The sequence below is a fragment of the Frigoribacterium sp. R86507 genome, assembly GCF_044597695.1.
Taxonomy (GTDB): domain Bacteria; phylum Actinomycetota; class Actinomycetes; order Actinomycetales; family Microbacteriaceae; genus Frigoribacterium.
The window spans coordinates 876319-897677 of the sequence record NZ_CP139002.1 but is presented as its reverse complement, the minus strand read 5'-3'; the positions used below and the strand labels follow the sequence as shown (position 1 = coordinate 897677).

Genomic DNA, 21359 nt, shown 5'->3' with positions numbered 1-21359 from the left:
CACTTCGTCGTGTGCGGTCTCGCTCGTCTACCGAAACGTTTCGGTAGACCGAGAAGCTAGCACGGTGACGGCCCGACCGGAACCCCCTGCAGCTCGCCTCCTGTCGCACCGCCGACTGAACGTCGCACCGCGCACTTCCGCGGTGCAACGTTCAGTCGACGGTGCGACCCGCCGGGTCCGGCCCGCGGGCCCGGGGTCAGCGGACGGCGGGGCCCGTCGACGCGCGGACGAGCAGCCGCGCGGGCTCGATCTCGGCATCGGTGACGGTCTCGCCCTCGACGGCCGAGAGCAGGAGGCGCGCCGCCTCGGCCCCGATCAGCCGCGGAGCCGTCGTCAGCGTGGTCAGCCCGGGGCGCACGTACGACCCGAGCTCGATGCCGTCGAACCCGGCCACGCTGACGTCGCCGGGGACGCGGACCCCGAGCCGGTCGAGCTCGGTCATGAACCCGATCGCGGCCAGGTCGTTCGCGCAGAAGACGGCGGTGGGCCGGCCGTCGACCGGTGCGTCCGGGCCGAACAGGCGAGCCGCGGCCCGGGCTCCCCCGTCGTAGGTGAAGTCGGCCTCGACGACGACCCCGGGGTCGTGCCCGGCCGCCACGAGGGCGTCCCGCCAGGCGGCTCCGCGGCGCCGCGAGTGCACGAACCGGGTGGGCCCGGCGACGTGGGCGAACCGTCGGTGCCCGAGCGTCACGAGGTGGTCGACGAGCTCTCCGATGCCGGCCGAGTCGTCCTGCCGCACGGCGGGCAGGGGGAAGTCGCCGGCCGGGTTGACCCCGACGGCGGGCAGGTCGAGCTCGCGGACGAGGTCGACGCGCGGGTCGTCCACGGTCAGCTCGTTGAGGACGACGCCGTCGACCCGACGCCCGGCCGCGAGCCGGCGGTAACGGTCGAGCGGCTCGTCCGCCGCCGACCCCATCTGCAGGATGAGCGCGTACCCGCGCGGGTCGAGCACCGATTCGAGCCCGCCGATGAAGCTGCCGAAGAACGGGTCGGACTCGAGCACGAACGGGTCGCGATGCACGACGAGACCGACGGTGAAGGCCCGCTTGGCACTGAGGCTGCGCCCCCGGACGCTGGGCACGAAGCCGAGGTCGTCGGCGGCCTGGCGGATGCGCGCGCGGGTCTGCTCCGAGACGCCGGGGCGACCGTTGAGGGCGCTGCTGACCGAGCTGATCGCGACGCCGGCCCGGGCCGCGACCTCGACGATGGTGACCCGCTCTGCCACGCCGCGCCTCCTCGTCCTCGCCTGTGCCGATGCGCCTGTGCGCCCGCCGCGCCTCCACGATGCTACTGACCCGCCGTGGTCGCCACCCTCGCGTGGCCCGCCCGGCCCTAGGGTCGGGGCATGCTCATCGTCTCGCTCGTCGCGGCCTCGCTCGCCGCCCTGCTGCACCTCTACATCTTCGTGATGGAGTCCTTCCTCTGGACCACCCCCCGCGTCCGCGCGACCTTCGGCATCACCGACGACGTCCAGGCCGAGCACACGAAGCCGCTCGCCTACAACCAGGGCTTCTACAACCTGTTCCTCGCGATCGTCACGATCGTGGGCGTCGTCCTCGTCGCCGGAGGGGCAGGAGGCGCGGGCAGCGCTTTCGAGGCATCCGCCGCGGGCACCGCCCTGCTGGTCGCGGGCACGGGGTCGATGCTCGCCGCCGCGCTCGTGCTGCTCTTCTCCGACCGCACCAAGGCGCGGGCCGCCCTCACGCAGGGGTTCTTCCCGCTCGTCGCCCTCGTGACCCTGCTGATCTCGTCGTACTGACCTGCCCGTCCGGCCCCGTCGGCCGCACTAGCCTGGGCGGGTGACCGACGTGACCGACGCCACCCGCGCCTCCTCCGCTCCCGACGCCCCGACGACGCACTGGACGCTGACGCTCGTCTGCCAGGACCGGCCCGGCATCGTCCACGCGATCAGCGGCGCCGTAGTGCAGGCCGGCGGCAACATCACCGAGTCGGCGCAGTTCTCGAGCCACGATACCGGCACGTTCTTCATGCGCCTGCAGGTCGAGGCCCCCGGCGAGCGCGACGCGTTCGAGGCGGCACTGGCACCCGTGCTCGCGCACTACGACGTGCAGGCGAAGCTCGACGTCGTCGGACGTCCGACCCGCACACTCGTGTTGGCGAGCAAGGCGGCGCACTGCGTGAACGACCTGCTGTTCCGGCAGCGCGCCGGCCAGCTGCCGATCGAGGTGCCGCTGATCCTCGCGAACCACGACGACCTGTCGGGGCTGGCCGAGTTCTACGGCAAGCGGTTCGAGCACCACCCGGTCACCGACCCCGAGTCGAAGGCGGCGTTCGAGGCACGCGTGCTGCAGGTCGTCGACCGGTACGACGTCGAGCTGGTCGTGCTGGCGCGGTACATGCAGATCCTCAGCCCAGAGCTGTGCGCGGCGCTCGAGGGGCGCGCGATCAACATCCACCACTCGTTCCTGCCCGGGTTCAAGGGCGCGAACCCCTACCGCCAGGCGCACGCCCGCGGCGTGAAGCTGATCGGTGCGACGGCGCACTTCGTCACGAGCGACCTCGACGAGGGGCCGATCATCGAGCAGAACGTCGTGCGCGTCGACCACACCCGCAGCGCCCCCGAGCTGATGGCGATCGGCCAGGACGAAGAGAGCCGCACCCTGACCCAGGCCGTCCGCTGGTTCGCCGAAGACCGCGTGCTGCTCGACGGCGCCCGCACCATCGTCTTCCGCTAGACCCGCTCGGGCACAGGCCTCGTCGGCTCCGACCCCCGCCCGTGCGCCCGGCAACCGGCGCCCGACGCCGAGTGGGCAGAAGACGTTGCTCACGGCCCCGTGACGAGCACGTCCTGCCCACTCGACCCCGTGTCACGGGTCCCGGCCCGTGACCGCCCGACCGTTCGGCCGACGAGTGGGCAGAAGATGCTGCTGTCGCGCCCGCAAGGAGCACTTCCTGCCCACTCGTCGCTCCGCAGCTCGATCCGGTACGGACCGGATCACAGGCAGGCCGCACAGCACACACCGGCCGTACGCTGGACGCGTGACTCCGACCGACCCCGCCCCCTCTCCCGCCCCGGCCCGAGGCGGCCCGGTCGACGCCCTCGACGTGGTGCGGTTCGTCACGCTGATCCTCGCCTTCCTCAGCCTCGGGTTCTGGGGCTACCTCGCCTGGCCGTTCCCGTTCCCGTCGCTGGCGTTCATGATCGGTGCGCCCCTGTTCGCGATCGTCGTGTGGGGCCTCTTCCGGTCGCCCCGCGCGCCCGTCCCGACCGATGCCGTGGGCAAGGCGCTCGTCGAGATCGCGATCATGGGTGCCGTGGTCGCGGCCTGGGCCATGCTCGGCTACCCCGTCGTCGCCGTCGCGTTCGCCGTCCTGGCCGGCGTCACGGGCGTCCTGGCCTTCCGTCGCGAGAACCGCCGGGGGGCCCGCCGATGACCACGACCCTGTTCACGGACGCCCGCAAGGTCGACGCCGACGGCGAGGTCGACGGCTTCTGGATGCTCGTCGACGGCGACGTCATCGTCGCCACCGGTTCCACGGTGCCGGGGTCGCGCGCGGCGGCCGGGGTGACGGGCGGGGTCGACGCGGCCCGCGCCTCCTCGGCGACGTCGGGTGCACCCGACGACCCGACCGCAGGAGGCGCGGTGCCGCCCCCGGCGGACGTCACGGTCGACCTCGCGGGCGCCACCCTCACCCCGGGACTGATCGACCTGCACACGCACGGCGGAGGCGGGCACGCCTTCGACGGCGGGCCGGACGATCTCGACTCCGGTCTCGCCCTGCACCGCCGACACGGCACGACCCGTTCACTGATCAGCCTCGTCGCGAACCCGGTGCCCGTGCTGTCCCGGTCGCTCGGGCTGGTCGGCGACCTCATGCGCCGTGACCCGCTCGTGCTCGGGGCCCATCTCGAGGGGCCGTTCCTGGCCCCCGACCGGCGGGGAGCCCACGCCCCGCACTTCCTGCTCGAGCCCGACGCGGCCACGGTCGAGAGCCTGCTCGAGGCCGGCGACGGCATCACGCGGCAGGTCACCATCGCCCCCGAACTCCCCGGCGGGCTCGACGCGATCGACCGGCTCGTCAGCTCGGGCGTGGTCGCCGCCGTCGGGCACACCGAGGCGGACTTCGACCTGGCCCGCGCGGCCTTCGACCGGGGCGCGAGCCTCGTGACCCACGCGTTCAACGCCATGAACGGCATCCACCACCGCGACCCGGGGCCGCTCGTCGCGGCGGTCGGCGACGAGCGCGTGACGATCGAGCTGATCCTCGACGGCGTGCACGTGCACCCGGCCGTCGCAGGCCTCGTGCTGCGGTCGGCTCCGCGGCGGGTCGCCCTCATCACCGACGCGATGGCCGCGGCCGGAGCCGCCGACGGCGACTACCGCATCGGCGAACTCGCGGTCACGGTCGAGCGCGGCGTCGCCACGCTCACCGGCACGTCGACCATCGCGGGCTCGACCCTGACGCAGGACGCCGCCCTGCGCATCGCGGTCCTGCAGGCCGGGCTCTCGGCCGTCGACGCGGTCGCGGCGCTGACGCTCGTGCCGGCCCGCGTGCTCGGCCTCGATGCCGGGGGCAGGCGAGCGGGCACGCGCGCCCCGCAGGCCGGCGTCGCGCGCTCGGCGCAGGACTCGGCGCAGGCCGGCGTCGTGCGCTCGGCGCAGGGCTCGGTGCAGGCCGCCGGGGGCCGGCCGCCGCTCGGCCGGCTGGCCCCCGGGCACGCCGCCGACGCCGTCGCGTGGCGCGACGACTGGACGGTCGCCCGGGTCTGGGCCGCCGGCCGCGAACTGCCCGTCGGCTGATCCCCGGTACGGCCAGCCCCGCCCTGCCCGACCCCTCACGACACGGCACCGCGTTTCGTGCACAGCACCGCGACTAGGTGCGGTGTCGTGCACGAAACGCGGTGCAGTGAGACGCAGCCGCGGGTCGTGGGCCTCAGCCGAGCGCCCTAACCCTTCAGGTCGGGGAAGTCCGCCTCGCGCCACTCGGCCGCAGCCCGCTCGCCCGACCGGGCCAGCGCCTCCTCGCGGTCGCGCAGTTCGACGCGGCGGATCTTGCCCGAGATCGTCTTCGGCAGCTCGGCGAACTCGACCCGCCGCACCCGCTCGTAGGCGGGCAGCGACACCCGGGCGTGCGCCAGGACGGCCCGAGCGGTCTCGGCGTCGGGTGCCCACCCCTCGGCCAGGGTCACGTACGCCTTGACGATGTTCAGCCGGGTGTCGTCGGGCGCCGGCACGACCGCGGACTCGGCGACGGCCGGGTGCTCGATCAGCATGCTCTCGACCTCGAACGGCGAGACCTTGTAGTCCGACGACTTGAAGACGTCGTCGGTGCGGCCGACGAACGTGATCATGCCCTCGGAGTCGCGCACGGCCACGTCTCCGGTGTGGAACAACCCGTCGCGCATGGACGACTCGGTGCGGGCGGCGTCGCCGAGGTAGCCGGTCATCAGGTTGACGGGCCGCGTGGTGAGGTCGAGGCAGACCTCGCCCTCGTCGCCGACGACGCCCGTGACGGGGTCGACCAGCACGACCTCGACGCCGGGCAGGGCGCGCCCCATCGAGCCGGCCTTGATGGTGCCGCCGGGCGCGTTCGCGACGATGGCGGTCGTCTCGGTCTGCCCGTACCCGTCGCGGATGTCGAGACCCCAGCCCTGCTGCACCCGCCCGATCACCTCGGGGTTGAGCGGCTCGCCGGCCGACAGCGCCTCGCGGAGCGCGCTCGGCCGCGAACCCAGCGACGACTGGATCAGCATGCGCCACACGGTCGGCGGTGCACAGAACGAGGTCACCCGGGCGCGCTCGAGCTGGTCCCGGAGCTCGGCCGGCCGGAAGCGCCCGTAGTTGTAGACGAACACGGTGGCCTCGGCGGTCCACGGCGCGAAGAAGCAGCTCCAGGCGTGCTTGCCCCAGCCCGGCGACGAGATCGTCATGTGCACGTCGCCCGGCTGCACGCCGAGCCAGTAGGTCGTGGTCAGGTGCCCGACCGGGTACGAGGCGTGCGAGTGCACGACCATCTTCGGCTTGCTCGTCGTGCCCGACGTGAAGTAGACGAGGCAGGCGTCCTCGGTCGCGGTCGCGACGTCGGGGCGAGCCCAGGAGGCGCGGTGCGAGTCCCCGAAGGACGTCCAGCCCGCGGGCGCCTCGTCGCCCTCGGGGACGACGGCGATCCGCGTGACGGCCTCGACCCCGTCCACCCCGGCGAACGCGGGGGCGTCGGCCGCGTTGGCGATCACGTGCCGGACGAGCCCCCGGTCGATGCGGTCGGCGAGGTCGGCGCTGCCGAGCACGGTCGACGTCGGCAGGATGACCGCGCCCACCTTCATCACGGCGAGCATCGCCTCCCACAGCTCGACCTGGTTGCCGAGCATCAGCATGACGTGGTCGCCCTTCGCGACGCCGAGGTCGTGCAGCCAGGCGGCGACCTGGTCGCTGCGGCGGCGCATGGCGTCGAACGACACCCTCTGCTCGGAGCCGTCCTCCTCGACGATCCACAGCGCCGTGCGGTCGTTGTCGCGGGCGATCACGTCGAACCAGTCGGTCGCCCAGTTGAAGCGGTCGCCGACGTCCGGCCAGCGGAACTCGTCGCTCGCCCGGTCGAGGTCGTGCCCGAGCCCCAGCAGGTGGTCGCGGGCCGCCCGGTACGCGGCGGTGGCCGGGGCCTCGGCGGGTGTGGGTGCAGCGGCGGGTGCGGGTGCGGCGGCGGGTGCGGCGGGCGTGTCGGCGGATGCGGGTGCGTCGGACATCCCGCCATCATGCACCCCGCCCCATGCCGACCCCGGCATGGGCGTCCCTGCCCCTCGACATCCCACGACGTCTCGCTCGTGTTCATGGGCAAGCGCACGTCGTGACAGCTCGAGGGGCCGGAGCAGGGGCAGGAGGCGCGGGCCGGGCGACCGGGAGAGCCCGGCAGGCGGGCGGGCCGCTCGCCTAGGGTCGTGACATGACGACCGACGCGACCCGCGCCTCCTCATCCGCAGCCACGTCCGCACGCTCGCGGCCCGCCCTCGAGATCGCGGTGACGAGCGCCGCCGGAGCCGTCACGGCGCGCGACGGCGGAGCCGACCGCGTCGAGTTGTGCAGCGCCCTCGAGCTCGGGGGCGTCACCCCGTCGCAGGGACTGGTCGAGGCCGCCGTCGCGACGGGGGTGCCCGTGCACGCGCTGGTGAGATGCCGTCCCGGCGGATTCGTGTACGACGCGGACGAGCTCGACGTGATGGTGCGCGAGATCCGGGCGCTGGTGCGGTCGGGCGTGGCCGGCGTCGTCGTGGGCGCGCTGCGCGAGGACGGCTCGCTCGACGTCGACGCCGTCCGCTGGTTCGTCGAGGCCGCGCTCGACGCCGCCGCCGCACCGCACCCGAGCACGACACCCCAGGAACTCGCCGAGACCCCAGCTCGCGCCCCGGGGTCTCGGCGACTTCCTGGGGTCTCACCGCTCCAGATCACCGTGCACCGGGCCGTCGATCGAGCGGCGGACCCGGTCGCGGCGGTGGCGGCCCTCGTGGGGCTGGGCGTCACGCGGGTGCTGACGTCGGGCGGGGCGTCCCGGGTCGGGGCCGGTCTGGCGTCGGGGATGCTGACGCGCATGGTCGAGGTCGCCGGCGACGTGCAGGTGATGGCCGGGGGCGGGGTGCAGCTCGGCGACGTCCCGACACTCGTGGCCGCGGGGGTCGACGCCGTGCACCTGTCGGCGAAGCGGGCGCAGGCCGTGCGCGCCTCCTCGTCCCGGTCGGGGACGACCGTGTCGCTCGGCACCGAGGCGTCCACCGACTCGTGGTTCGAGACCGACCCCGAGCTGGTCCGCGCCGCCCGTCACGCCCTCGACCAGGCCTGACGCCGCGGCCGACCGCGACACCGCCGCGCACCGGCGACGCGACCCGTCCCGGTGAGCCGACCCGCGCCTCCCGACCCGCGCCTCCTGCCCGCTCCGGCCCACCTCGACGACCACCCCCGGTCGCGGGGGTGCACAGTGGAGCGATGACATCGACGTCCCTCCTCGTGATCGGCGGCACCGGGCAGATCAGCGCCTCGGTCGTGCGACAGGCCCTGCGCGACGGCCTGGCCGTGGCCGTGCTGAACCGCGGCAGCACCACGATCCGGCCCGTGCCCGCCGGTGTCGAGCAGCTCGTCGCCGACGTCCGGGACGAGGAGGCGCTGGTCGCCGCCCTGAACGGACGTCGCTTCGACTCGGTGGCCGACTTCCTGACCTTCACGCCCGACCAGCTCGCGTCGATGCTGCGGGTCGTGGCCCCGCTCACCGATCAGTACGTGTTCATCGGCTCGGCCTCGGCCTACCAGAAGCCCCCGGTGACGCTGCCGATCACCGAGGCGACCCCGTTGTTCAACCCGTGGTGGTCCTACTCGCGCGACAAGATCGCCTGCGAACGCCTGCTGCGCGACGAGCACCTCGCCGGGCGGGTGCAGGCGACGGTCGTGCGCCCGTCGCACACCTACGACGAGACGGCCGTGCCGTTGCTCGGCGGCTGGACCACGATCGAGCGCATGCGACGCGGCGACCCGGTCGTGCTGCACGGCGACGGCACCTCGCTCTGGGCGCTGACCCACTCGGCCGACTTCGCCCGCGCCTTCGTCGGGTTGCTCGGGCACCCGGGAGCCCTGGGCGAGGCCTTCCACATCATGTCGCCCGAGCTGCTCACCTGGAACATGATCGCCCGCGACCTCGCCGACGCCGCGGGGGCGTCGCTGCACGTCGTCCACCGCACGACCCAGGTGCTGACCGACGAGGTGCCCGAGTGGACGGCCGACCTGTGCGGCGACCGCAGCCATCCGGCCGTGTTCGACACGTCGAAGATCCGCGCGTTGGTGCCCGGTTGGGAGGCGCGGGTCCCCTTCGCCGAGGGAGCCCGCCAGATCGTCGCCTGGCACGACGCCGACGCCTCGCGCCGCGCCATCGACCCCTGGGTCGACGACGCCTACGAACGGCTCGTCGCGCTCTAGCCCGAAGGCCCGGGTCCGGGGCGGCGCGGGGTCGTCACCCGCGCCGGCCGGTGCTCGTCACCTAGGCTCGATCCGGGCGAGGGGAGACGGCCATGCGGCTGAAGCTGACACTGATCGACGGGGACGACGCCCGGCGAGGCGACGACCGGGCGCGCGACGTGGCGGTGACGGTCGACATCACGGCCAGCATCGGCGACATCGCCGGGTACCTGGTCGAGTCCGACCCCGACGCCTCGCGGGCCGCGAGGCCGACGATCCCGACGCTGCGCATGTGGGTGCCCGGGTCGACGACGTCCCGGCTGCTGAACCCGCTGCTGACCGTCCACGAGTCCGGGTTACGGTCGGGGTGCACGATCGAGGTGGTCGCGAGCGACGACCACCGCATCGGCGACGACCGCCTGGCGGTGCCGGTCGCCCTGCTGCACGTCACCTCGGGCCCTGTCACGTTCCTGGGCGGAACGAGCGACGACTACTTCGTGACCAGGAGATGAGCACCATGACACCTGGAAGGCGTGGCGCTCTGGCCACCACCACGGTCTGCCTTTTGAGTCTCGTGCTCGTGGCGTGCGGCTCGAGCGCGCCGAAGCCTGAGGGGGGCAATCTCGGTCGGACGCGGCTGCCGCCGTCGAAGCCGCAGGCTTCGACCAGGTCGAGGTCACCGTGTCGAAGGCGATGAACGGCTTCCAGTCATCGACCACGACGAACCTCTACGTAGCGATCCCCGCGGGCGCGACCGTGGAGGACCCGCCGGCTTTGGTCGAGTTCCTGCTCCGGACGGCCTGGTCCGTCTCCGACCAAGAGCCGACCCGATCGATCACGGTCGGGTTCAAAGGGGCGACCACTCCGAGCGACTGGGTCGCTCTGGGTACCGACGCCGGGCTGCCGCTCTCGGACCTCACCGACCAGGCGTCCCCCTCCCTCGATGCGGACGACGCCGCGGCGACGTTCGGCCCGTGGCCGGGCGACGTGCCCCAGCTGCCCGCCGGAGCGATCACTCTCCCCTGAGACATCTCTGGCCGCGGCCGCACCACCGTCGCGTCGTCGAACCACCCACGGGCGCGGTTCGTGGACGCGAGCGTGGTGCGACCTCGGTCCCGGGTTCCGGCGCGCGCCGCACCCGCGCGACCTGCGTCCCGGGCGACCGACCCGCCGTCACGCCGCCGACTGAACGTCGCACCGCCTACTTAGGCGGTGCGACGTTCAGCCGGCGGTGCGACGCAGCGCGGCCGCGGCCGTGGGCGACGAGGCGCGAGCCACGTCAGCCGCCTCCGACCCGGCCCGCACCGCGACGGGCAGCGTCAGCCGGAACACCGCGCCGGGCCGCCCGAATCCGGGGGCCTCGCAGACCAGGTCGCCGCCGTGGGCGCGGGCGAGACCGCGGGCGATGGGCAGCCCCAGGCCCGCGCCTCCGTCCCCGGACCGTCGGGCCTCGTCGAGTCGCACCAACCGGTCGAACACCCGCTCGCGGTCGCCCGCCGCCACGCCCGGGCCGTCGTCCGAGACCAGCACCGAGACCTCGTCGACCCGGGACGCGTCGAGCCACAGCGTCACCTGCCCCGTGCCACCCGTCGCCCGGGCAGCGTTGTCGACCAGGTTGCCGACGATCTGCGAGACCCGCCCTGCGTCGGCGGTGACCACGACGGGCCCGTCGGGCAGCACGACGCGCAGGTCGAGCGACGGCCGTCGCAGCCGCTGGCGTTCGACGTCGGCGAGCAGCGACGCCCCGAGGTCGACGGGGGCGACGTCGAGCGAGATGCCTTGGTCGACGCGCGCCATCAGCAGCATGTCGTCGATCAACCGGGAGGCGCGCTCGGCCTCGCGCACCACGTGCGTCGCGAGCCGTTCGCGTTCGTCGGCCGTGCCGGGTGAGCGCACGAGGGTGTCGGCCGCGGCCCGCATGCCGGCGACGGGGGTGCGCAGTTCGTGGGCGGCGTCCGAGACGAACGCCCGCACGCGCGTCTCGGCGTCGAGGGCCGTCCGCTCGGCCCCCTCGACGCCGTCGAGCATCTCGTCGAAGGCGACGGCGACCCGACCGATCTCGGTGTCGCGTCGGGCCGGGCGCAGGCGGCGACCGCGGTCGCCGTGCGCGATCGACCGGGCGACGCTCGTCATCCGGTCGAGCGGTCGCAGGGTCGCCCGCACCACGAGGGCGAGGCCGATCGCCGCGATCAGCAGGAAGGCCGCGGAGGCGCCGATCATCACCCAGCGCAGCTGCACCAGGGTCTCGCCCACCGACCGCGAGTCCGTGGTCAGCGTGATGGTGGACCCGTCGCTGAGCTGCGAGACGAGCGTGGTCACCTCGTCGTCGCTCCGCACCTCGGACGAGGTGACGGTCGTCGCGTCGGACGAGGAGGCGCTGCCCGCGTCCCCGGAGTCGGTGCCGGTCGACGAGTCGGTACCGTTCGAGGAGTCACCGTCGGTGCCGGTGGCGTCCTCGGCGTCGGTGCCCGCGCCTCCTGGTCCGTCGGCGGGGCCCGAGGCCGGGCCGCCGCGACCGGGGCCTCCCTCGCCGAGTGAGAGCGGACCGTCGCGCAACTGGTCGGGGCTCGGGCCGGCGACGATGGCGTCGCCGTTCGCGTCGCGGATGACGACCGAGAGTCCCTGGGCCGAGAGCCGGTCGGCGAGTTCGTCGCCGTCGACCGTGCCCACCAGGGCAGCGGCGGCCGCGGCACGGTCGGACAGCCGGTCGACGACCTGGGCGCGGAGCCGCTGGCCGAGGGTGAGCTCGACGGTCACGGCGAGCGCCGCCAGCAGGACGGCCAGCAGCAGCAGCACGGCGACGACCGTGCGGACGCGCAACGAGCCGGTGCGCAGCCCGGGGACGGCGGTGTCGGGGGCCGGCACCGCGCCTCCTCGGGGGTGGTGTCCCGTCGAGAGCGCGGCGGGGCGGCGGCGCGTCACGCGCTCATCCGGTAGCCGAGACCGCGGACGGTGTGGATCAGGCGGGGGCCGCGGGTCTCCATCTTGCGGCGCAGGGCGCTGAGGTGCACCTCGACGAGGTTGGGGTCGTAGTCGTCGTAGCCCCAGACCTGGGTGAGGATCTGCGTCTTCGAGACGGTGCGTCCGCGACTCTCGGCGAGGAACCCGAGCAGGCGGAACTCGGTCGCCGTGAGGTCGAGCGGTTCGCCGCCGCGCGTGATGCGGGCCGCCTCGGGGTCGACCACCAGGTCGCCGATCTCGATCACCGAGGGGATGCGACCGCGGCGGCGGAGGACGGCCGTGACCCGCGCGATCAGCTCGGCGACGGCGAACGGCTTGACCACGTAGTCGTCGACGCCCTCGGAGAAGCCGCGCAGCCGGTCGTCGACCTCGTCCCGGGCGGTCAGCATGACGACGGCGGCGTCGGACGAGGTGCGGATGGTGCCCGCCAGGCGGATGCCGCTCGCCCCGGGCAGCATCCAGTCGAGCACGACGAGGTCGGGCACGAACGCCTTCAGCTGTTCGGGCAGGTCGGAGCCGTCGGCCAGACCGTGCACGGCGAAGCCCTCGGCGCCGAGCGCGGTGACGACGGCGGTGCGGATGGTCTCGTCGTCGTCGATCACGAGGACGCGGGCGGGGCTGAGCATCTTCCGCACTGTAAGAGCCCTCGGTGGGCGGAAGCTATGGACGGGCTGGAGGCGCGGTGTGGGTCGGGTCGTCCGTGACGTCGGGGTCGAGGTCGGGGTCGGTGTCGAGATGGGGATCGAGGCGGGCGAGGACGAACGGATCGACGCAGCCCCGGGCGAAGCCGCGGATGCGGCGGTCGATGTCGCGCTGCAGGAGGACCGCGCCGAAGCGCTCGGCCACCGGCGCCAGCCATCTCGGCTTGCACGAGAAGTTGTAGCGCCACACGGCCTCGGTCGAGGTCGGGTCACCGTCGACCTCGCGGAACCGCCATCCGCCACCGAGGCGCTCGAAGAACCACGACCCCTTCGTCATCTTCATGCCGACGTTGGTCGGCGGGTTGTACGAGACGTACTCGCTCTCCATCCGGAACCCGAAACGCTGCACGGTGAACGTCCGGACCCCTTTGGCGGCCCGTGTCGCTCCGCCGACGAGGTACTGGCGACGGATGAAGGGGTCCCATCGTTTGCGTGCCTCCCCCTGGGTCTGGGACACCGCGAAGGCGACGCGCACGTCGACGGGGACGACACACCGGGACTCGACGACAGGCATGGGCTCATCGTCGCACCTCGGGCGGTCGGGCGACGGCTCGCGACCGGTCAGTGGTCCAGAGCGCGTCGACGATCGTTCGAGTCGTAGTGTTCTCCCCACACGGGGGTGCAGTCGTACCGCCCGGAAGAAGGGGGACTCCATGTCGGACATCATCTCGGTCGCGGAGCACAAGAAACGCGTCCGCTTCAGGCTCCGCCTCCAGTTCGTCGCCTTCGGCGCGGCCCTGGTCGGCCTGATCTGCTTCGGGATCGTCCTGCAGGCGAACGTGCAGAGCGCGGTCCTCGGCGGCATCGGTCTCGCCGGTCTCGGCGTCGCGATCATCTTCTACGTGTGGTCCCTGATCTACGGCTTCATGATCGCCGCGAAGCGACCCACGCCCCCGAACCTCCGCTAGCGACGTCGGTCGCCGCCCAGACCCGCAGGCGCGATCCCGCCCACCAGGGAGTCGCCGCGCAACGCCGTGACGGCGTGGAAGGATCGAGACCGACCTGTCGACCCCGAAATCCGAGGAGCACCGTGCTCGCACGCGACGTGACCGAGAAGAGATTCACTCCGACCCGCTTCCGCGAGGGATACGCGATGGACGACGTGGACGCGTTCCTCGAGCGCATCCATGCGACCCTCACGGCCTACGAACAGGGGACCGCCGTCGAGGTCCTGGCAGACGTCGACGTCGTGAACGCACGATTCCAGCCGACGAAGTTCCGGGAGGGGTACAGCCAGGACGAGGTCGACGATTTCCTGGACGAGGTCGTCGTCGAACTGCGGAGGCACGAGTCGGCCGGGGGCCGCTGACCGCGCCCAGCTTTCGCGTCAGCCGCGCCGTCGCGTCAACCGCGGGCGTGGCGCACGTACGCGACGATCGCGTTGGCGTGACCGTGACCCAGGCCGTGCTCGGACTTCAGCCACGACACCACCTGCATGTGCGTGTGCTCGTCCTCGTCGAGGCGTTCGGCGGTCAGGTCGAGCCACTCCTGGATCGGCCGACCATGGGCGCGCTCGATGCCCGGGAAGTACGACGCCGGGCCCGTGACCTTCTGGCCGGCGGCTCGGGTGCAAGGACTCGTCGATTAGACATGCGCGGACGGTAGCACCCGGGCGGAGCTAGCCCGCTGTCTGCTAGTTACGAAAATTGTGAAGAGCCTCCGCGATCGGCACCCCAAGGTGAAGTGACTTCCCTTCATAGCTGAGCTAGGAATCATCCTCGACTTCAAGAGCCCGTGTTACAACTACCGATTCGCCCGGAGTTACGTAGACAGAGACATCTGAAGCTTCAAACTCGCTTCCCACCAATGTCTTGCGGCGCCGAACCCGCGTCGATTCTAGAGCTGCTGCTATGGAACTCACGCCGGAGGCAGATGGAACAAAGTCGGTGACCGTTCCGACGGAAAAGGAATCTGCAGCGATCGATATGCGCAGACTGACGCGAGTCAGGTGCACCTCTCCAAGCTCTTCCCCTGTGTCCGGGTCTGTGACTTTGACGATTCGGCGCACCTTCGCCGCATCGCCTACACGAACCCCGTTGGCGGCACCAACATTGATCGCCAACTGCGACGGGCTGACGATAGTCGCACTCTTACCGACGGCAACTTCTACTTCATCCTTATTCATTTCGCTTCCTCTTTGTCGAGTGCTTCCGCCGATAAGGAAGCGTGGGTTGGCTCGATGGATAAATCGGGCAAGGCGATTGTCTCCAGGACGATGTCCCTAGGCGGTGTGCTATCAGTGAGCACGCGTTCGCTCAGGGCACTCCAGAAAGCAGGCATGGAAGGCTCCACGCAGATGAGATAGGCGATGCCTCGGCCAAGGTCGATTTCAGCTACTTCAACAATTCCCCGCAATTGACCTGTGCGCCCGACGAGTAATTGGTACCTCGAAGTCAGAGGAGGGACGCCTTTACTCGTTTCGACTACAAGGCTAATTTGCCCGTCGTAATCCTCGAGTTGGACTATCTCAGGGATAGCTACGGACGTGGCAAGGAATTCCCCGACCGCTTCTAGTCGTCCTCTTGCAACCCCTTCGGCTGACGCCGTCTCGACTTCCCCGGACAACATGTCGAACTGTTTCTTCGATTCCTCGAGTTTCAGCCCCGTATCTCTTGCTTCAGTCTCTAGCTGCTTGATCCGAGACACCAGAGATGGATGAGAGCGCCAAGCCCTGAAGACAGCAAGAACATGAGGCAATACAAGCCGAGATGCTGCGAACACGAAGCTGAGTGCAATGACCACCCAGAAGATCCACTCGAGCTTGAGCGCAGCGGCACCTAGGTACAGACCGACCACGGTCGCTAAGGCGAAGAGAGACTGGGTGAAGAAAGAAAGGTAGCGCTTCACTCGAACGCCCCTTCATGTCACTGATGATAGATACGCCTTGGGTCAGTCATTAAATTATATCTCACAACGAACATCCGGAAGAACCTAAGTCGTTGGGAGACGACGCATCTTCGAACTGCATCCCCACGGTGATGACCTTTCTCTCTCCCGCGAGTCGCCAGCGACTTAAGCCCCGCTTCAGATTCGGTTCCGAGAGTGGTGTGTGCCGGCGGGAACGCCCCGACCGCCAGCCGCCTCGCGGCTCGCCCGGCACCCGACATCTGGAGACACCATGGCGAAGGACACCACCCCCGACGGCCGCGACGACCGTCGTGACGAGAACACCCCCTCGCAGGACGACGCGTGGGCCGAACGGCTGCGCCGCGAGGACGAGGACCAGGACGCACGCGCCACCACCGAGCTGCCGGCCACGGCGCCCGGGCAGCCGACGGCCCCGACCACGCCGATCGTCGCCGACGACCAGCGCACCCGCGAACTGCCCGCGGACGGCAGTGCGTTCCGGAGCGCGTCGTCGGCGGAGGCCGCCGGGACGACCACCCGTCGCCGCCCCACCAAGCGCCTGCTCGTCGGCATCGGCATCGCGGCGGCCGGGCTCGCCCTGGTCGGCACCAGCACCGCCGTCGCGGTGTCGAACGCCGGCAGTTCGACCAGCGCCTCGTCGACCGCGACGCCGGGCCAAGACGACGCGGCGAACCAGGCCGACGGCTCACGACAGGAGCCCGGAGGCCGAGGCTCCGACGACGGCGCCACCGGTGCGCCGACGGACGCGCCGACCCCGCCTGCTGCGGGCGACGAATCGGACGGGAACGCTCCGGCCGAGGGCACCGGCCCCGATGGGAAGGCCCTGCCGACCCCGGGCACCGGCCCCGACGGTGAGGCCCTGCCGACCCCCGGCACCGGCCCCGACGGCAAGGCCCTGCCCGAGGCCCCCGAGGGCGGCCCTGCCGACGGCGGACCGGCGGCAGGCGGACCGAAGGGTGGCGGACCGAAGGGCGGCCCGGGCCACGGCCCCGGTGAGAAGGGCGGCCCGAAGACGGACTCCGGCGACACCGAGGACGACTCCGACCGCCCCACTCCGCCGACCGACGCGCCCACCCCTCCCGCCGACGCACCGACGCCCGCACCCGGTACCGACGAGGGCTCGGGCTCGTAGGCCGCCGGCCGCGACCGACCGGACCGCCCGACGCCGGTCGGAACGGCCCGACGCCGCTCAGAACCGCGTGGTGATGCTGCCCTCGACCACGGGTGGCACACCGCGGCGGTCGGCCGAGCCCCGCACCGTGGCGATCTCGTTCCACTTGTCGATCGTGGTGCAGGGGTGCGAGACGCCGAGCCGCACCAGGTCGCCGACCTGCAGCCCCGACGTCGGCTCGAGCCGCAGGAAGGCGTGCTGGTCGTTGAGCGCCGACACGTGCGACCCGTCGAGCACCCCGGGGAGGCGCCGGTCGGCCGCCTGCGGACGCCACGCCTCGAGCGCCACCGGGAACCCCTCATCGTCCGACGTGTCGCGACGCCCGACGTTGAGCAGGGCGAGCCCGGGCTCGGGACGGGACACCACGGACGCCCACAATTCGAGGGCCGGCAGGAACGACGGCTCGGTCGACGCCACGCCGCCGGGCCCGGTTCGGGGCGAACCGGCGGACTCGGCGGACGGCCCCGCGGGCCGCTCGGCCCCGAACCCCTCGGCCGCTCCGTCGACCCCGGTCAGTTCGCCGTCGGTCGGCCCACCCATCTCGCGATCGGCCTGCGACCCCGCGGAATCGTCGCCGACGACCACCGTGACGTCCGCGTCGACGCCACCCGCGCCTCCTGCGGTCGTCGGCATCGTGTCACGGGCGAACGGTGTCAGCCGGCGGTAGAGGTCGTGGTCGTGGGCGACGTACGAACCGGACCGCAGCACGACGCGCGTGCGCGGCCCCTGCAGCCCCGACGGGTCGTGCCGGTCGCCGAGCACGGCGACGACACGGTCGAAGTAGACGCTGCCACCGGCCGTGAGCACCACGTCGTGACCGGACGACAGCCACGGGTCGAAGGCCGGGGCACCGATGCCGTCGAGCACGTCGAGGAGACCCCGCAGGTAGTCGTCGACCACGGCGATGCCTGCCGCGTCGACGTCGTGGGTGAGGGCGCCCTCGTAGCCGGCCACCCCGGCCAGCACGAGGTGCGATGCGGTGGAGACGGCCTCGGCGACGAGCAGGGCCTCGCGCACCGACCGAGCACCCGTCCGACCGAGCGAGGACCCGAACTCGACCAGCACCGCGAGCGGACGCTCGGCCTCGGCCCGCGCCAGGGCGGCGTCGACGAGCCGCACGGTCTCGACCGAGTCGACCCACATGAGCACGTCCGTGCCGGGTGCGGCGAGCGCCGCCAGGGTCGCGGGCGCGAACGCGGTGCCGGCCAGGACGACGGTCGGCACCCCGGCCTCGCGGGCGACCGCGACCTGGAACGCCGTCGCGAGCGTGATGCCCCAGGCCCCGGCGTCGAGCTGCCGCCGCCAGATCTCGGGCGCCATGGTCGTCTTGCCGTGCGGCGCCAGGTCGACCCCGGCCTCGCGGCACCAGGCGGCCATGGTGTCGACGTTGTGGGCGAGGGCGTCGAGGTCGATCGTCAGCAGGGGGGTCGCGAGGTCGATCAGCGGGACGGGCCGGGGTTCGCGGCCGAAGCCGACCTTGGTGATCGAGGTGACGGCGGGGGCGGACGGGGTCGAGGGTGACGTGGTCATGGTGCCTTCCGACGGGGCGGGTGGGGTGGTGCTGCGGTCAGGCCGTGTGTCGGTGCCTGACGGTAGTTTTGCAGTCACCCCCGACACACGACACATCACGTCGGTTCCACAGACCATCGATCAGAGAAGAGCAGACCTGTGAGCGAGAAGACCGAAGTCCGCACCGGCGGCGCCCCCACCCCCATCTCGACCTTCTCGCAGGGCGTGCTGAAGAACGGCTTCCTCAGCGTGTCGGGCCAGGGGCCGCAAGACCCCGCCACCAGCGAGTACCTGCACCCCGGCGACCTGACGTCACAGACCGTCCGCACGCTCGACAACGTCAAGGCGATCGTCGAGGGCGCCGGCGGCACGTTCGACGACGTCGTCTCGCTGCGCGTGTTCCTCACCACGCGCGACGACTTCGCCGAGATGAACGCCGCGTACGAGACCTACCTGCTGCAGAACGTCCCGAGTGGCGTGTTCCCCACCCGCACGACGGTCTTCGTCGGGCTGCCGAACGAGGCCATGCTCGTCGAGATCGACGCGCTCGCGATCCTCGGCTGACGTCACCGCAGGAGGCGCGGGGTCAGTCGGCCGCGCCCGTCACGACCACGGTCTTCCGTGACCACGTCGCGTCGGTCAGCTGGGCCAGCATGAAGCGCGCCACGTCGGCCCGGGTGACGTGGATGCCCGCCCCACGGGGCAGCCGCTCCCCCGTCGCGAGCGACCCGGTCGCCGGGTCGTCGGTGAGGCGCGTCGGGTAGACGAGGGTCCAGTCGAGGCCGCTCTCGCGCACCTCGGCGTCGGCGACCTCCTTGGCGGAGTAGACCTTGCCGAGCACGGTGTGGAAGAACATCTTCTGCAGCGTGTTCGCGTCGGCCTGGCTGTCGCCGACACCGAAGGCCGAACAGACGACGAGGCGGTCGACCGCCGCGTCGCGCATCGCCGGCAGCAGGGCGCGGCCGACCTCGACCTCGACCGGGTGACGGATGTTCCGCGAGCCGACAGCATTCAGCACGGCGTCCTGCCCGGCGACCGCGGCGCGGACGTCCTCGGCCGAGGTCGCGTCCCCGGTGAGCACCCGGACGCCGTCGGTCACGTCGAGGGTGGACGCGTCCCGGACGAGCACCGTCACCTCGTGCCCAGCCGACAGGGCGACCCGCAGGACGTGGGAGCCCGTGCCCCCGGTCGCTCCCAGCACCAGAATCCTCATCGCGCCTCCTGTCGTTCAGGAAAGCGAACACCGCCCGGCCAAGAGCGGGCCGAGAGCAGGCCGAGAGCTCCACGGCCGAACCTTCACCCGCTCGAACCCGACTCCCGGGCACCCCGGATGCGCGCCGAACCCGACCCCGGGCACCCCAGATGTGTGCAAATCCCGACATCTTCGGGCCGACACGCCGCTCATCTTCCCTCCGAGGCGGCATGTCGCCCGCCGGTTGTCGCGATCTACACACGTCGGCGGCAACCCCGGGGGCGAGGGGGCAGGGTCAGCGGAGGCGGCGGCCGGCGGCCCAGAGGCCGATCAGCCCCGAGGGGCCGAGGCGAGGCGTCGCGTAGGTGGCCCGGTCGGCGTAGGCGGCAGGGTCGATCAGCTGCAGGTCGGCGACGGCCCCGGGGGCGATGCCGAGCGCGCCTCCTGCACGACCGGCGCCGGCCGCGCGACCGACGGTCGAGCCGCCACCGCCCAGCCCGAACCGCGAGGAGGCGCGGGTCGACAGGCGCGCGATCGCCTCGCCTCGGGACAGCACGGCCCTCGGCCCCGACCCGGCGTACTCGTCGAGCACGCGCGAGAACGTGCCGTACAGCCGCGGGTGCACGGTGCCGGTCTCGCGCGGCAGACCGTCCGACCCGACCAGGGTGTGCGGCCAGGCCAGGGCCGTCCGCATGCCCTCGAGGTCGGTGTGGAACACGATGACGGTCAGGGCACCCCGTTCGGCGAGGACGAGGTCGGCGAGCACCTCGCGTGGGTCGGCACCGACCGACGCGGCGATGTCGGACAGCGGCCGTCCCTCGAAGCCCGCGTGCTCGGCTCGCGTGAACCCCGCCAACGAGATCCGTGCGGGGCCGATCGCGGAGTACTGGTTCTCGAGCGTCGATCCGGCCCAGGGCTCGAGCAGCCCGTCGAGCACCTGACGCCGCGAGCGCGTGCCGGGCCGGAGCGCCTCGAGCAGGCTCTCGACCCCGCGGTCGGCCGTGGACGGAGGGAACAGCGACGCGACCGTCGTGCTGCCCGCGTCGTAGGGGTAGACGTCCGCGCTGACGTCGACCCCCGAGTCCCGCAGGGCGTCGAGGCGCTCGACGATCGCGGGCATGCCGCCGACGTTCCGCGGTCCGGTCACCTTGAGGTGGCTGACGTGCACGGCGGCCCCGGTCTCGCGTCCGAGCGAGGCCAGCTCGTCGATCGAGTCGCGGAGCCCGTCGGCCTCGTTGCGGACGTGTGCGACCAGCAGCGCGCCGCGGATGGCGCACTCCCGGGCCAGCGCCACGAGCTCGGGCCGGTCGGCGGCGTCGCCGGGTGCGTACATGAGGCCGAGTGAGACGCCGAGGGCCCCGGCGTCGAGTGCCTCGCCCACCGACGCCGCGACGAGCGACCGCTCGGTGGCGTCGGCCGGGCGTCGCTCGAAGCCGAGCACGTCCGCCCGCAGCGGTGCGTGTGGCACGAGGGTCGCGGCGTGCAGGCCGAACCGCCCGTCGGCGTCGCCCTCGGCCAGCGTCCGGACGTAGTCGGCGAACGTCCCCCATCGCCGTGCCGGGAACCCGCCCAGCACCGGTCGCGAGTAGTCCTCGAGCGAACGGTCGTCGGGATCGGTCGGCGACGGTGCGACGCCCTGGCCGCAGTTGCCGACGATCGTGGTCGTCACGCCCTGCCCGGTCTTGGGCGCGACGCCGCCCGGGCGGAACAGCGCCGCGTCGTCGTGTGCGTGCACGTCGACGAACCCCGGCAGCACGTCGAGCCCGCTCGCGTCGACCACCTCGACACCGTCCGGAGTCCCGGACGAGGAGGCGCGGTGCCCGCCGCCGACGGACGTCACCGCCCCGGCACGCTCGCCTCCACGGCCCGTGCCCTCGGCGCCCGTGACCGACGCCCCCGCCCCGACCCCGACCGCGGTGACCACCCCGTCGCGCACGACGACGTCCGCGACGTGACCCGCGCCTCCGGACCCGTCCCAGACCGTCCCGCCCGCGAGCACCAGCGTCGTCACGAGGGCACCGCCGCCGTCACGAGAGCACCGCGGTCATCGAGAGGGATGC

At 72.4% G+C, this 21359-nt stretch carries 21 protein-coding genes and 3 pseudogenes; 13 read left to right on the top strand and 11 right to left on the bottom strand.

Going from position 1 to position 21359, the window contains the following annotated elements:
- Window positions 1-196: 196 nt before the first annotated feature.
- Window positions 197-1225 carry a LacI family DNA-binding transcriptional regulator gene (locus SJY14_RS04385; protein WP_396599897.1) on the bottom strand — a complete coding sequence of 343 codons (1029 nt, stop codon included), beginning with the start codon at window positions 1223-1225 and terminating at the stop codon, window positions 197-199.
- A gap of 120 nt (window positions 1226-1345) precedes the next feature.
- Here SJY14_RS04385 and SJY14_RS04380 point away from each other — a divergent pair, with 120 nt between their 5' ends.
- The 4 genes from SJY14_RS04380 to SJY14_RS04365 all read left to right on the top strand — a co-directional run bounded on the left by SJY14_RS04380 (window position 1346) and on the right by SJY14_RS04365 (window position 4763).
- Complete coding sequence (locus tag SJY14_RS04380; protein ID WP_396599896.1) at window positions 1346-1759, top strand: DUF1304 domain-containing protein; 414 nt, start codon at window positions 1346-1348, stop codon at window positions 1757-1759.
- Window positions 1760-1808: 49 nt separating this feature from the next.
- A complete protein-coding gene (purU, locus tag SJY14_RS04375; RefSeq protein ID WP_396600247.1) occupies window positions 1809-2696 on the top strand; it encodes a formyltetrahydrofolate deformylase in 888 nt (295 codons plus the stop codon).
- A 304-nt stretch (window positions 2697-3000) separates the two neighbouring features.
- Window positions 3001-3396: a YrdB family protein gene (locus tag SJY14_RS04370; protein WP_396599895.1), complete on the top strand. Its 396-nt coding sequence runs from the start codon at window positions 3001-3003 to the stop codon at window positions 3394-3396.
- Window positions 3393-4763 carry an amidohydrolase family protein gene (locus SJY14_RS04365; protein WP_396599894.1) on the top strand — a complete coding sequence of 457 codons (1371 nt, stop codon included), beginning with the start codon at window positions 3393-3395 and terminating at the stop codon, window positions 4761-4763. Before SJY14_RS04370 ends, SJY14_RS04365 begins: the two co-directional genes overlap by 4 nt.
- Window positions 4764-4909: 146 nt before the next feature.
- Here SJY14_RS04365 and SJY14_RS04360 read toward each other — a convergent pair whose 3' ends face one another.
- Complete coding sequence (locus SJY14_RS04360; RefSeq protein WP_396599893.1) at window positions 4910-6706, bottom strand: AMP-binding protein; 1797 nt, start codon at window positions 6704-6706, stop codon at window positions 4910-4912.
- A gap of 197 nt (window positions 6707-6903) precedes the next feature.
- On the opposite strand from SJY14_RS04360, the gene SJY14_RS04355 reads away from it, so the two are divergent.
- From SJY14_RS04355 to SJY14_RS04340, 4 genes are all read left to right on the top strand, one after another.
- Entirely contained in the window at window positions 6904-7794 is an 891-nt protein-coding gene (locus SJY14_RS04355) for a copper homeostasis protein CutC (protein WP_396599892.1), read from the top strand.
- 143 nt (window positions 7795-7937) lie between these two features.
- Window positions 7938-8918, top strand: a complete 981-nt coding sequence (locus tag SJY14_RS04350) for an NAD-dependent epimerase/dehydratase family protein (RefSeq protein ID WP_396599891.1) — start codon at window positions 7938-7940, stop codon at window positions 8916-8918.
- Window positions 8919-9010: 92 nt separating this feature from the next.
- The gene (locus tag SJY14_RS04345; protein WP_396599890.1) at window positions 9011-9409 is read left to right on the top strand and encodes a hypothetical protein; all 399 of its coding nucleotides are present in this window, start codon (window positions 9011-9013) and stop codon (window positions 9407-9409) included.
- A 169-nt stretch (window positions 9410-9578) separates the two neighbouring features.
- Window positions 9579-9923, top strand: a complete 345-nt coding sequence (locus tag SJY14_RS04340) for a hypothetical protein (protein ID WP_396599889.1) — start codon at window positions 9579-9581, stop codon at window positions 9921-9923.
- Between the two features lie 195 nt (window positions 9924-10118).
- On the opposite strand, the gene SJY14_RS04335 is transcribed toward SJY14_RS04340, so the two are convergent.
- Genes SJY14_RS04335 through SJY14_RS04325 form a run of 3 tightly spaced genes read right to left on the bottom strand, consistent with a single transcriptional unit; the run spans window position 10119 to window position 13073 of the window.
- Window positions 10119-11819 (bottom strand): sensor histidine kinase, encoded by a 1701-nt coding sequence (locus SJY14_RS04335; protein ID WP_396599888.1) that lies wholly within the window; start codon window positions 11817-11819, stop codon window positions 10119-10121.
- Complete coding sequence (locus SJY14_RS04330) at window positions 11816-12484, bottom strand: response regulator transcription factor (RefSeq protein ID WP_396599887.1); 669 nt, start codon at window positions 12482-12484, stop codon at window positions 11816-11818. Before SJY14_RS04330 ends, SJY14_RS04335 begins: the two co-directional genes overlap by 4 nt.
- A gap of 34 nt (window positions 12485-12518) precedes the next feature.
- Window positions 12519-13073 carry an SRPBCC family protein gene (locus SJY14_RS04325; protein ID WP_396599886.1) on the bottom strand — a complete coding sequence of 185 codons (555 nt, stop codon included), beginning with the start codon at window positions 13071-13073 and terminating at the stop codon, window positions 12519-12521.
- Between the two features lie 139 nt (window positions 13074-13212).
- Here SJY14_RS04325 and SJY14_RS04320 point away from each other — a divergent pair, with 139 nt between their 5' ends.
- From SJY14_RS04320 to SJY14_RS04310, 3 genes and pseudogenes are all read left to right on the top strand, one after another.
- Window positions 13213-13467 (top strand): hypothetical protein, encoded by a 255-nt coding sequence (locus SJY14_RS04320; RefSeq protein WP_055974815.1) that lies wholly within the window; start codon window positions 13213-13215, stop codon window positions 13465-13467.
- Window positions 13404-13682 (top strand): annotated as a pseudogene (locus SJY14_RS04315) (DivIVA domain-containing protein); the annotation flags it as partial. The gene SJY14_RS04320 and the pseudogene SJY14_RS04315, both read left to right, overlap by 64 nt.
- A gap of 48 nt (window positions 13683-13730) precedes the next feature.
- A pseudogene (locus SJY14_RS04310) lies at window positions 13731-13844 on the top strand (DivIVA domain-containing protein); the annotation flags it as partial.
- A 59-nt stretch (window positions 13845-13903) separates the two neighbouring features.
- On the opposite strand, the pseudogene SJY14_RS04305 reads toward SJY14_RS04310, so the two are convergent.
- From SJY14_RS04305 to SJY14_RS04295, 3 genes and pseudogenes are all read right to left on the bottom strand, one after another.
- Window positions 13904-14113, bottom strand: a pseudogene (locus SJY14_RS04305) (DUF4287 domain-containing protein); the annotation flags it as partial.
- A 151-nt stretch (window positions 14114-14264) separates the two neighbouring features.
- Window positions 14265-14684: a hypothetical protein gene (locus SJY14_RS04300; RefSeq protein ID WP_396599885.1), complete on the bottom strand. Its 420-nt coding sequence runs from the start codon at window positions 14682-14684 to the stop codon at window positions 14265-14267.
- A complete protein-coding gene (locus SJY14_RS04295; RefSeq protein ID WP_396599884.1) occupies window positions 14681-15406 on the bottom strand; it encodes a hypothetical protein in 726 nt (241 codons plus the stop codon). The genes SJY14_RS04300 and SJY14_RS04295 overlap by 4 nt, the downstream gene beginning before the upstream one ends.
- Window positions 15407-15677: 271 nt before the next feature.
- On the opposite strand from SJY14_RS04295, the gene SJY14_RS04290 reads away from it, so the two are divergent.
- Window positions 15678-16559, top strand: a complete 882-nt coding sequence (locus SJY14_RS04290) for a hypothetical protein (RefSeq protein ID WP_396599883.1) — start codon at window positions 15678-15680, stop codon at window positions 16557-16559.
- A 57-nt stretch (window positions 16560-16616) separates the two neighbouring features.
- Here the strand turns inward: SJY14_RS04290 and SJY14_RS04285 are convergent, their stop codons facing one another.
- Entirely contained in the window at window positions 16617-18128 is a 1512-nt protein-coding gene (locus SJY14_RS04285; protein WP_396599882.1) for an alanine racemase, read from the bottom strand.
- A 138-nt stretch (window positions 18129-18266) separates the two neighbouring features.
- Between SJY14_RS04285 and SJY14_RS04280 the strand changes: the two genes are divergently transcribed.
- The gene (locus SJY14_RS04280) at window positions 18267-18671 is read left to right on the top strand and encodes a RidA family protein (protein WP_396599881.1); all 405 of its coding nucleotides are present in this window, start codon (window positions 18267-18269) and stop codon (window positions 18669-18671) included.
- Between the two features lie 22 nt (window positions 18672-18693).
- On the opposite strand, the gene SJY14_RS04275 is transcribed toward SJY14_RS04280, so the two are convergent.
- The gene (locus SJY14_RS04275) at window positions 18694-19320 is read right to left on the bottom strand and encodes an NAD(P)-dependent oxidoreductase (RefSeq protein ID WP_396599880.1); all 627 of its coding nucleotides are present in this window, start codon (window positions 19318-19320) and stop codon (window positions 18694-18696) included.
- 274 nt (window positions 19321-19594) lie between these two features.
- Complete coding sequence (locus tag SJY14_RS04270; protein ID WP_396599879.1) at window positions 19595-21310, bottom strand: amidohydrolase family protein; 1716 nt, start codon at window positions 21308-21310, stop codon at window positions 19595-19597.
- Between the last annotated feature and the right edge of the window lie 49 nt (window positions 21311-21359).

Excerpts from the sequence above, each read along its gene's own strand:
- SJY14_RS04380 (WP_396599896.1), top strand. The coding sequence starts at position 1,346 with ATGCTCATCGTCTCGCTCGTCGCGGCCTCGCTCGCCGCCCTGCTGCAC.
- SJY14_RS04365 (WP_396599894.1), top strand. The coding sequence starts at position 3,393 with ATGACCACGACCCTGTTCACGGACGCCCGCAAGGTCGACGCCGACGGC.
- SJY14_RS04360 (WP_396599893.1), bottom strand. The coding sequence starts at position 6,706 with ATGTCCGACGCACCCGCATCCGCCGACACGCCCGCCGCACCCGCCGCC.
- SJY14_RS04355 (WP_396599892.1), top strand. The coding sequence starts at position 6,904 with ATGACGACCGACGCGACCCGCGCCTCCTCATCCGCAGCCACGTCCGCA.
- SJY14_RS04350 (WP_396599891.1), top strand. The coding sequence starts at position 7,938 with ATGACATCGACGTCCCTCCTCGTGATCGGCGGCACCGGGCAGATCAGC.
- SJY14_RS04345 (WP_396599890.1), top strand. The coding sequence starts at position 9,011 with ATGCGGCTGAAGCTGACACTGATCGACGGGGACGACGCCCGGCGAGGC.
- SJY14_RS04330 (WP_396599887.1), bottom strand. The coding sequence starts at position 12,484 with ATGCTCAGCCCCGCCCGCGTCCTCGTGATCGACGACGACGAGACCATC.
- SJY14_RS04325 (WP_396599886.1), bottom strand. The coding sequence starts at position 13,073 with ATGCCTGTCGTCGAGTCCCGGTGTGTCGTCCCCGTCGACGTGCGCGTC.
- SJY14_RS04320 (WP_055974815.1), top strand. The coding sequence starts at position 13,213 with ATGTCGGACATCATCTCGGTCGCGGAGCACAAGAAACGCGTCCGCTTC.
- SJY14_RS04300 (WP_396599885.1), bottom strand. The coding sequence starts at position 14,684 with ATGAATAAGGATGAAGTAGAAGTTGCCGTCGGTAAGAGTGCGACTATC.
- SJY14_RS04290 (WP_396599883.1), top strand. The coding sequence starts at position 15,678 with ATGGCGAAGGACACCACCCCCGACGGCCGCGACGACCGTCGTGACGAG.
- SJY14_RS04285 (WP_396599882.1), bottom strand. The coding sequence starts at position 18,128 with ATGACCACGTCACCCTCGACCCCGTCCGCCCCCGCCGTCACCTCGATC.
- SJY14_RS04275 (WP_396599880.1), bottom strand. The coding sequence starts at position 19,320 with ATGAGGATTCTGGTGCTGGGAGCGACCGGGGGCACGGGCTCCCACGTC.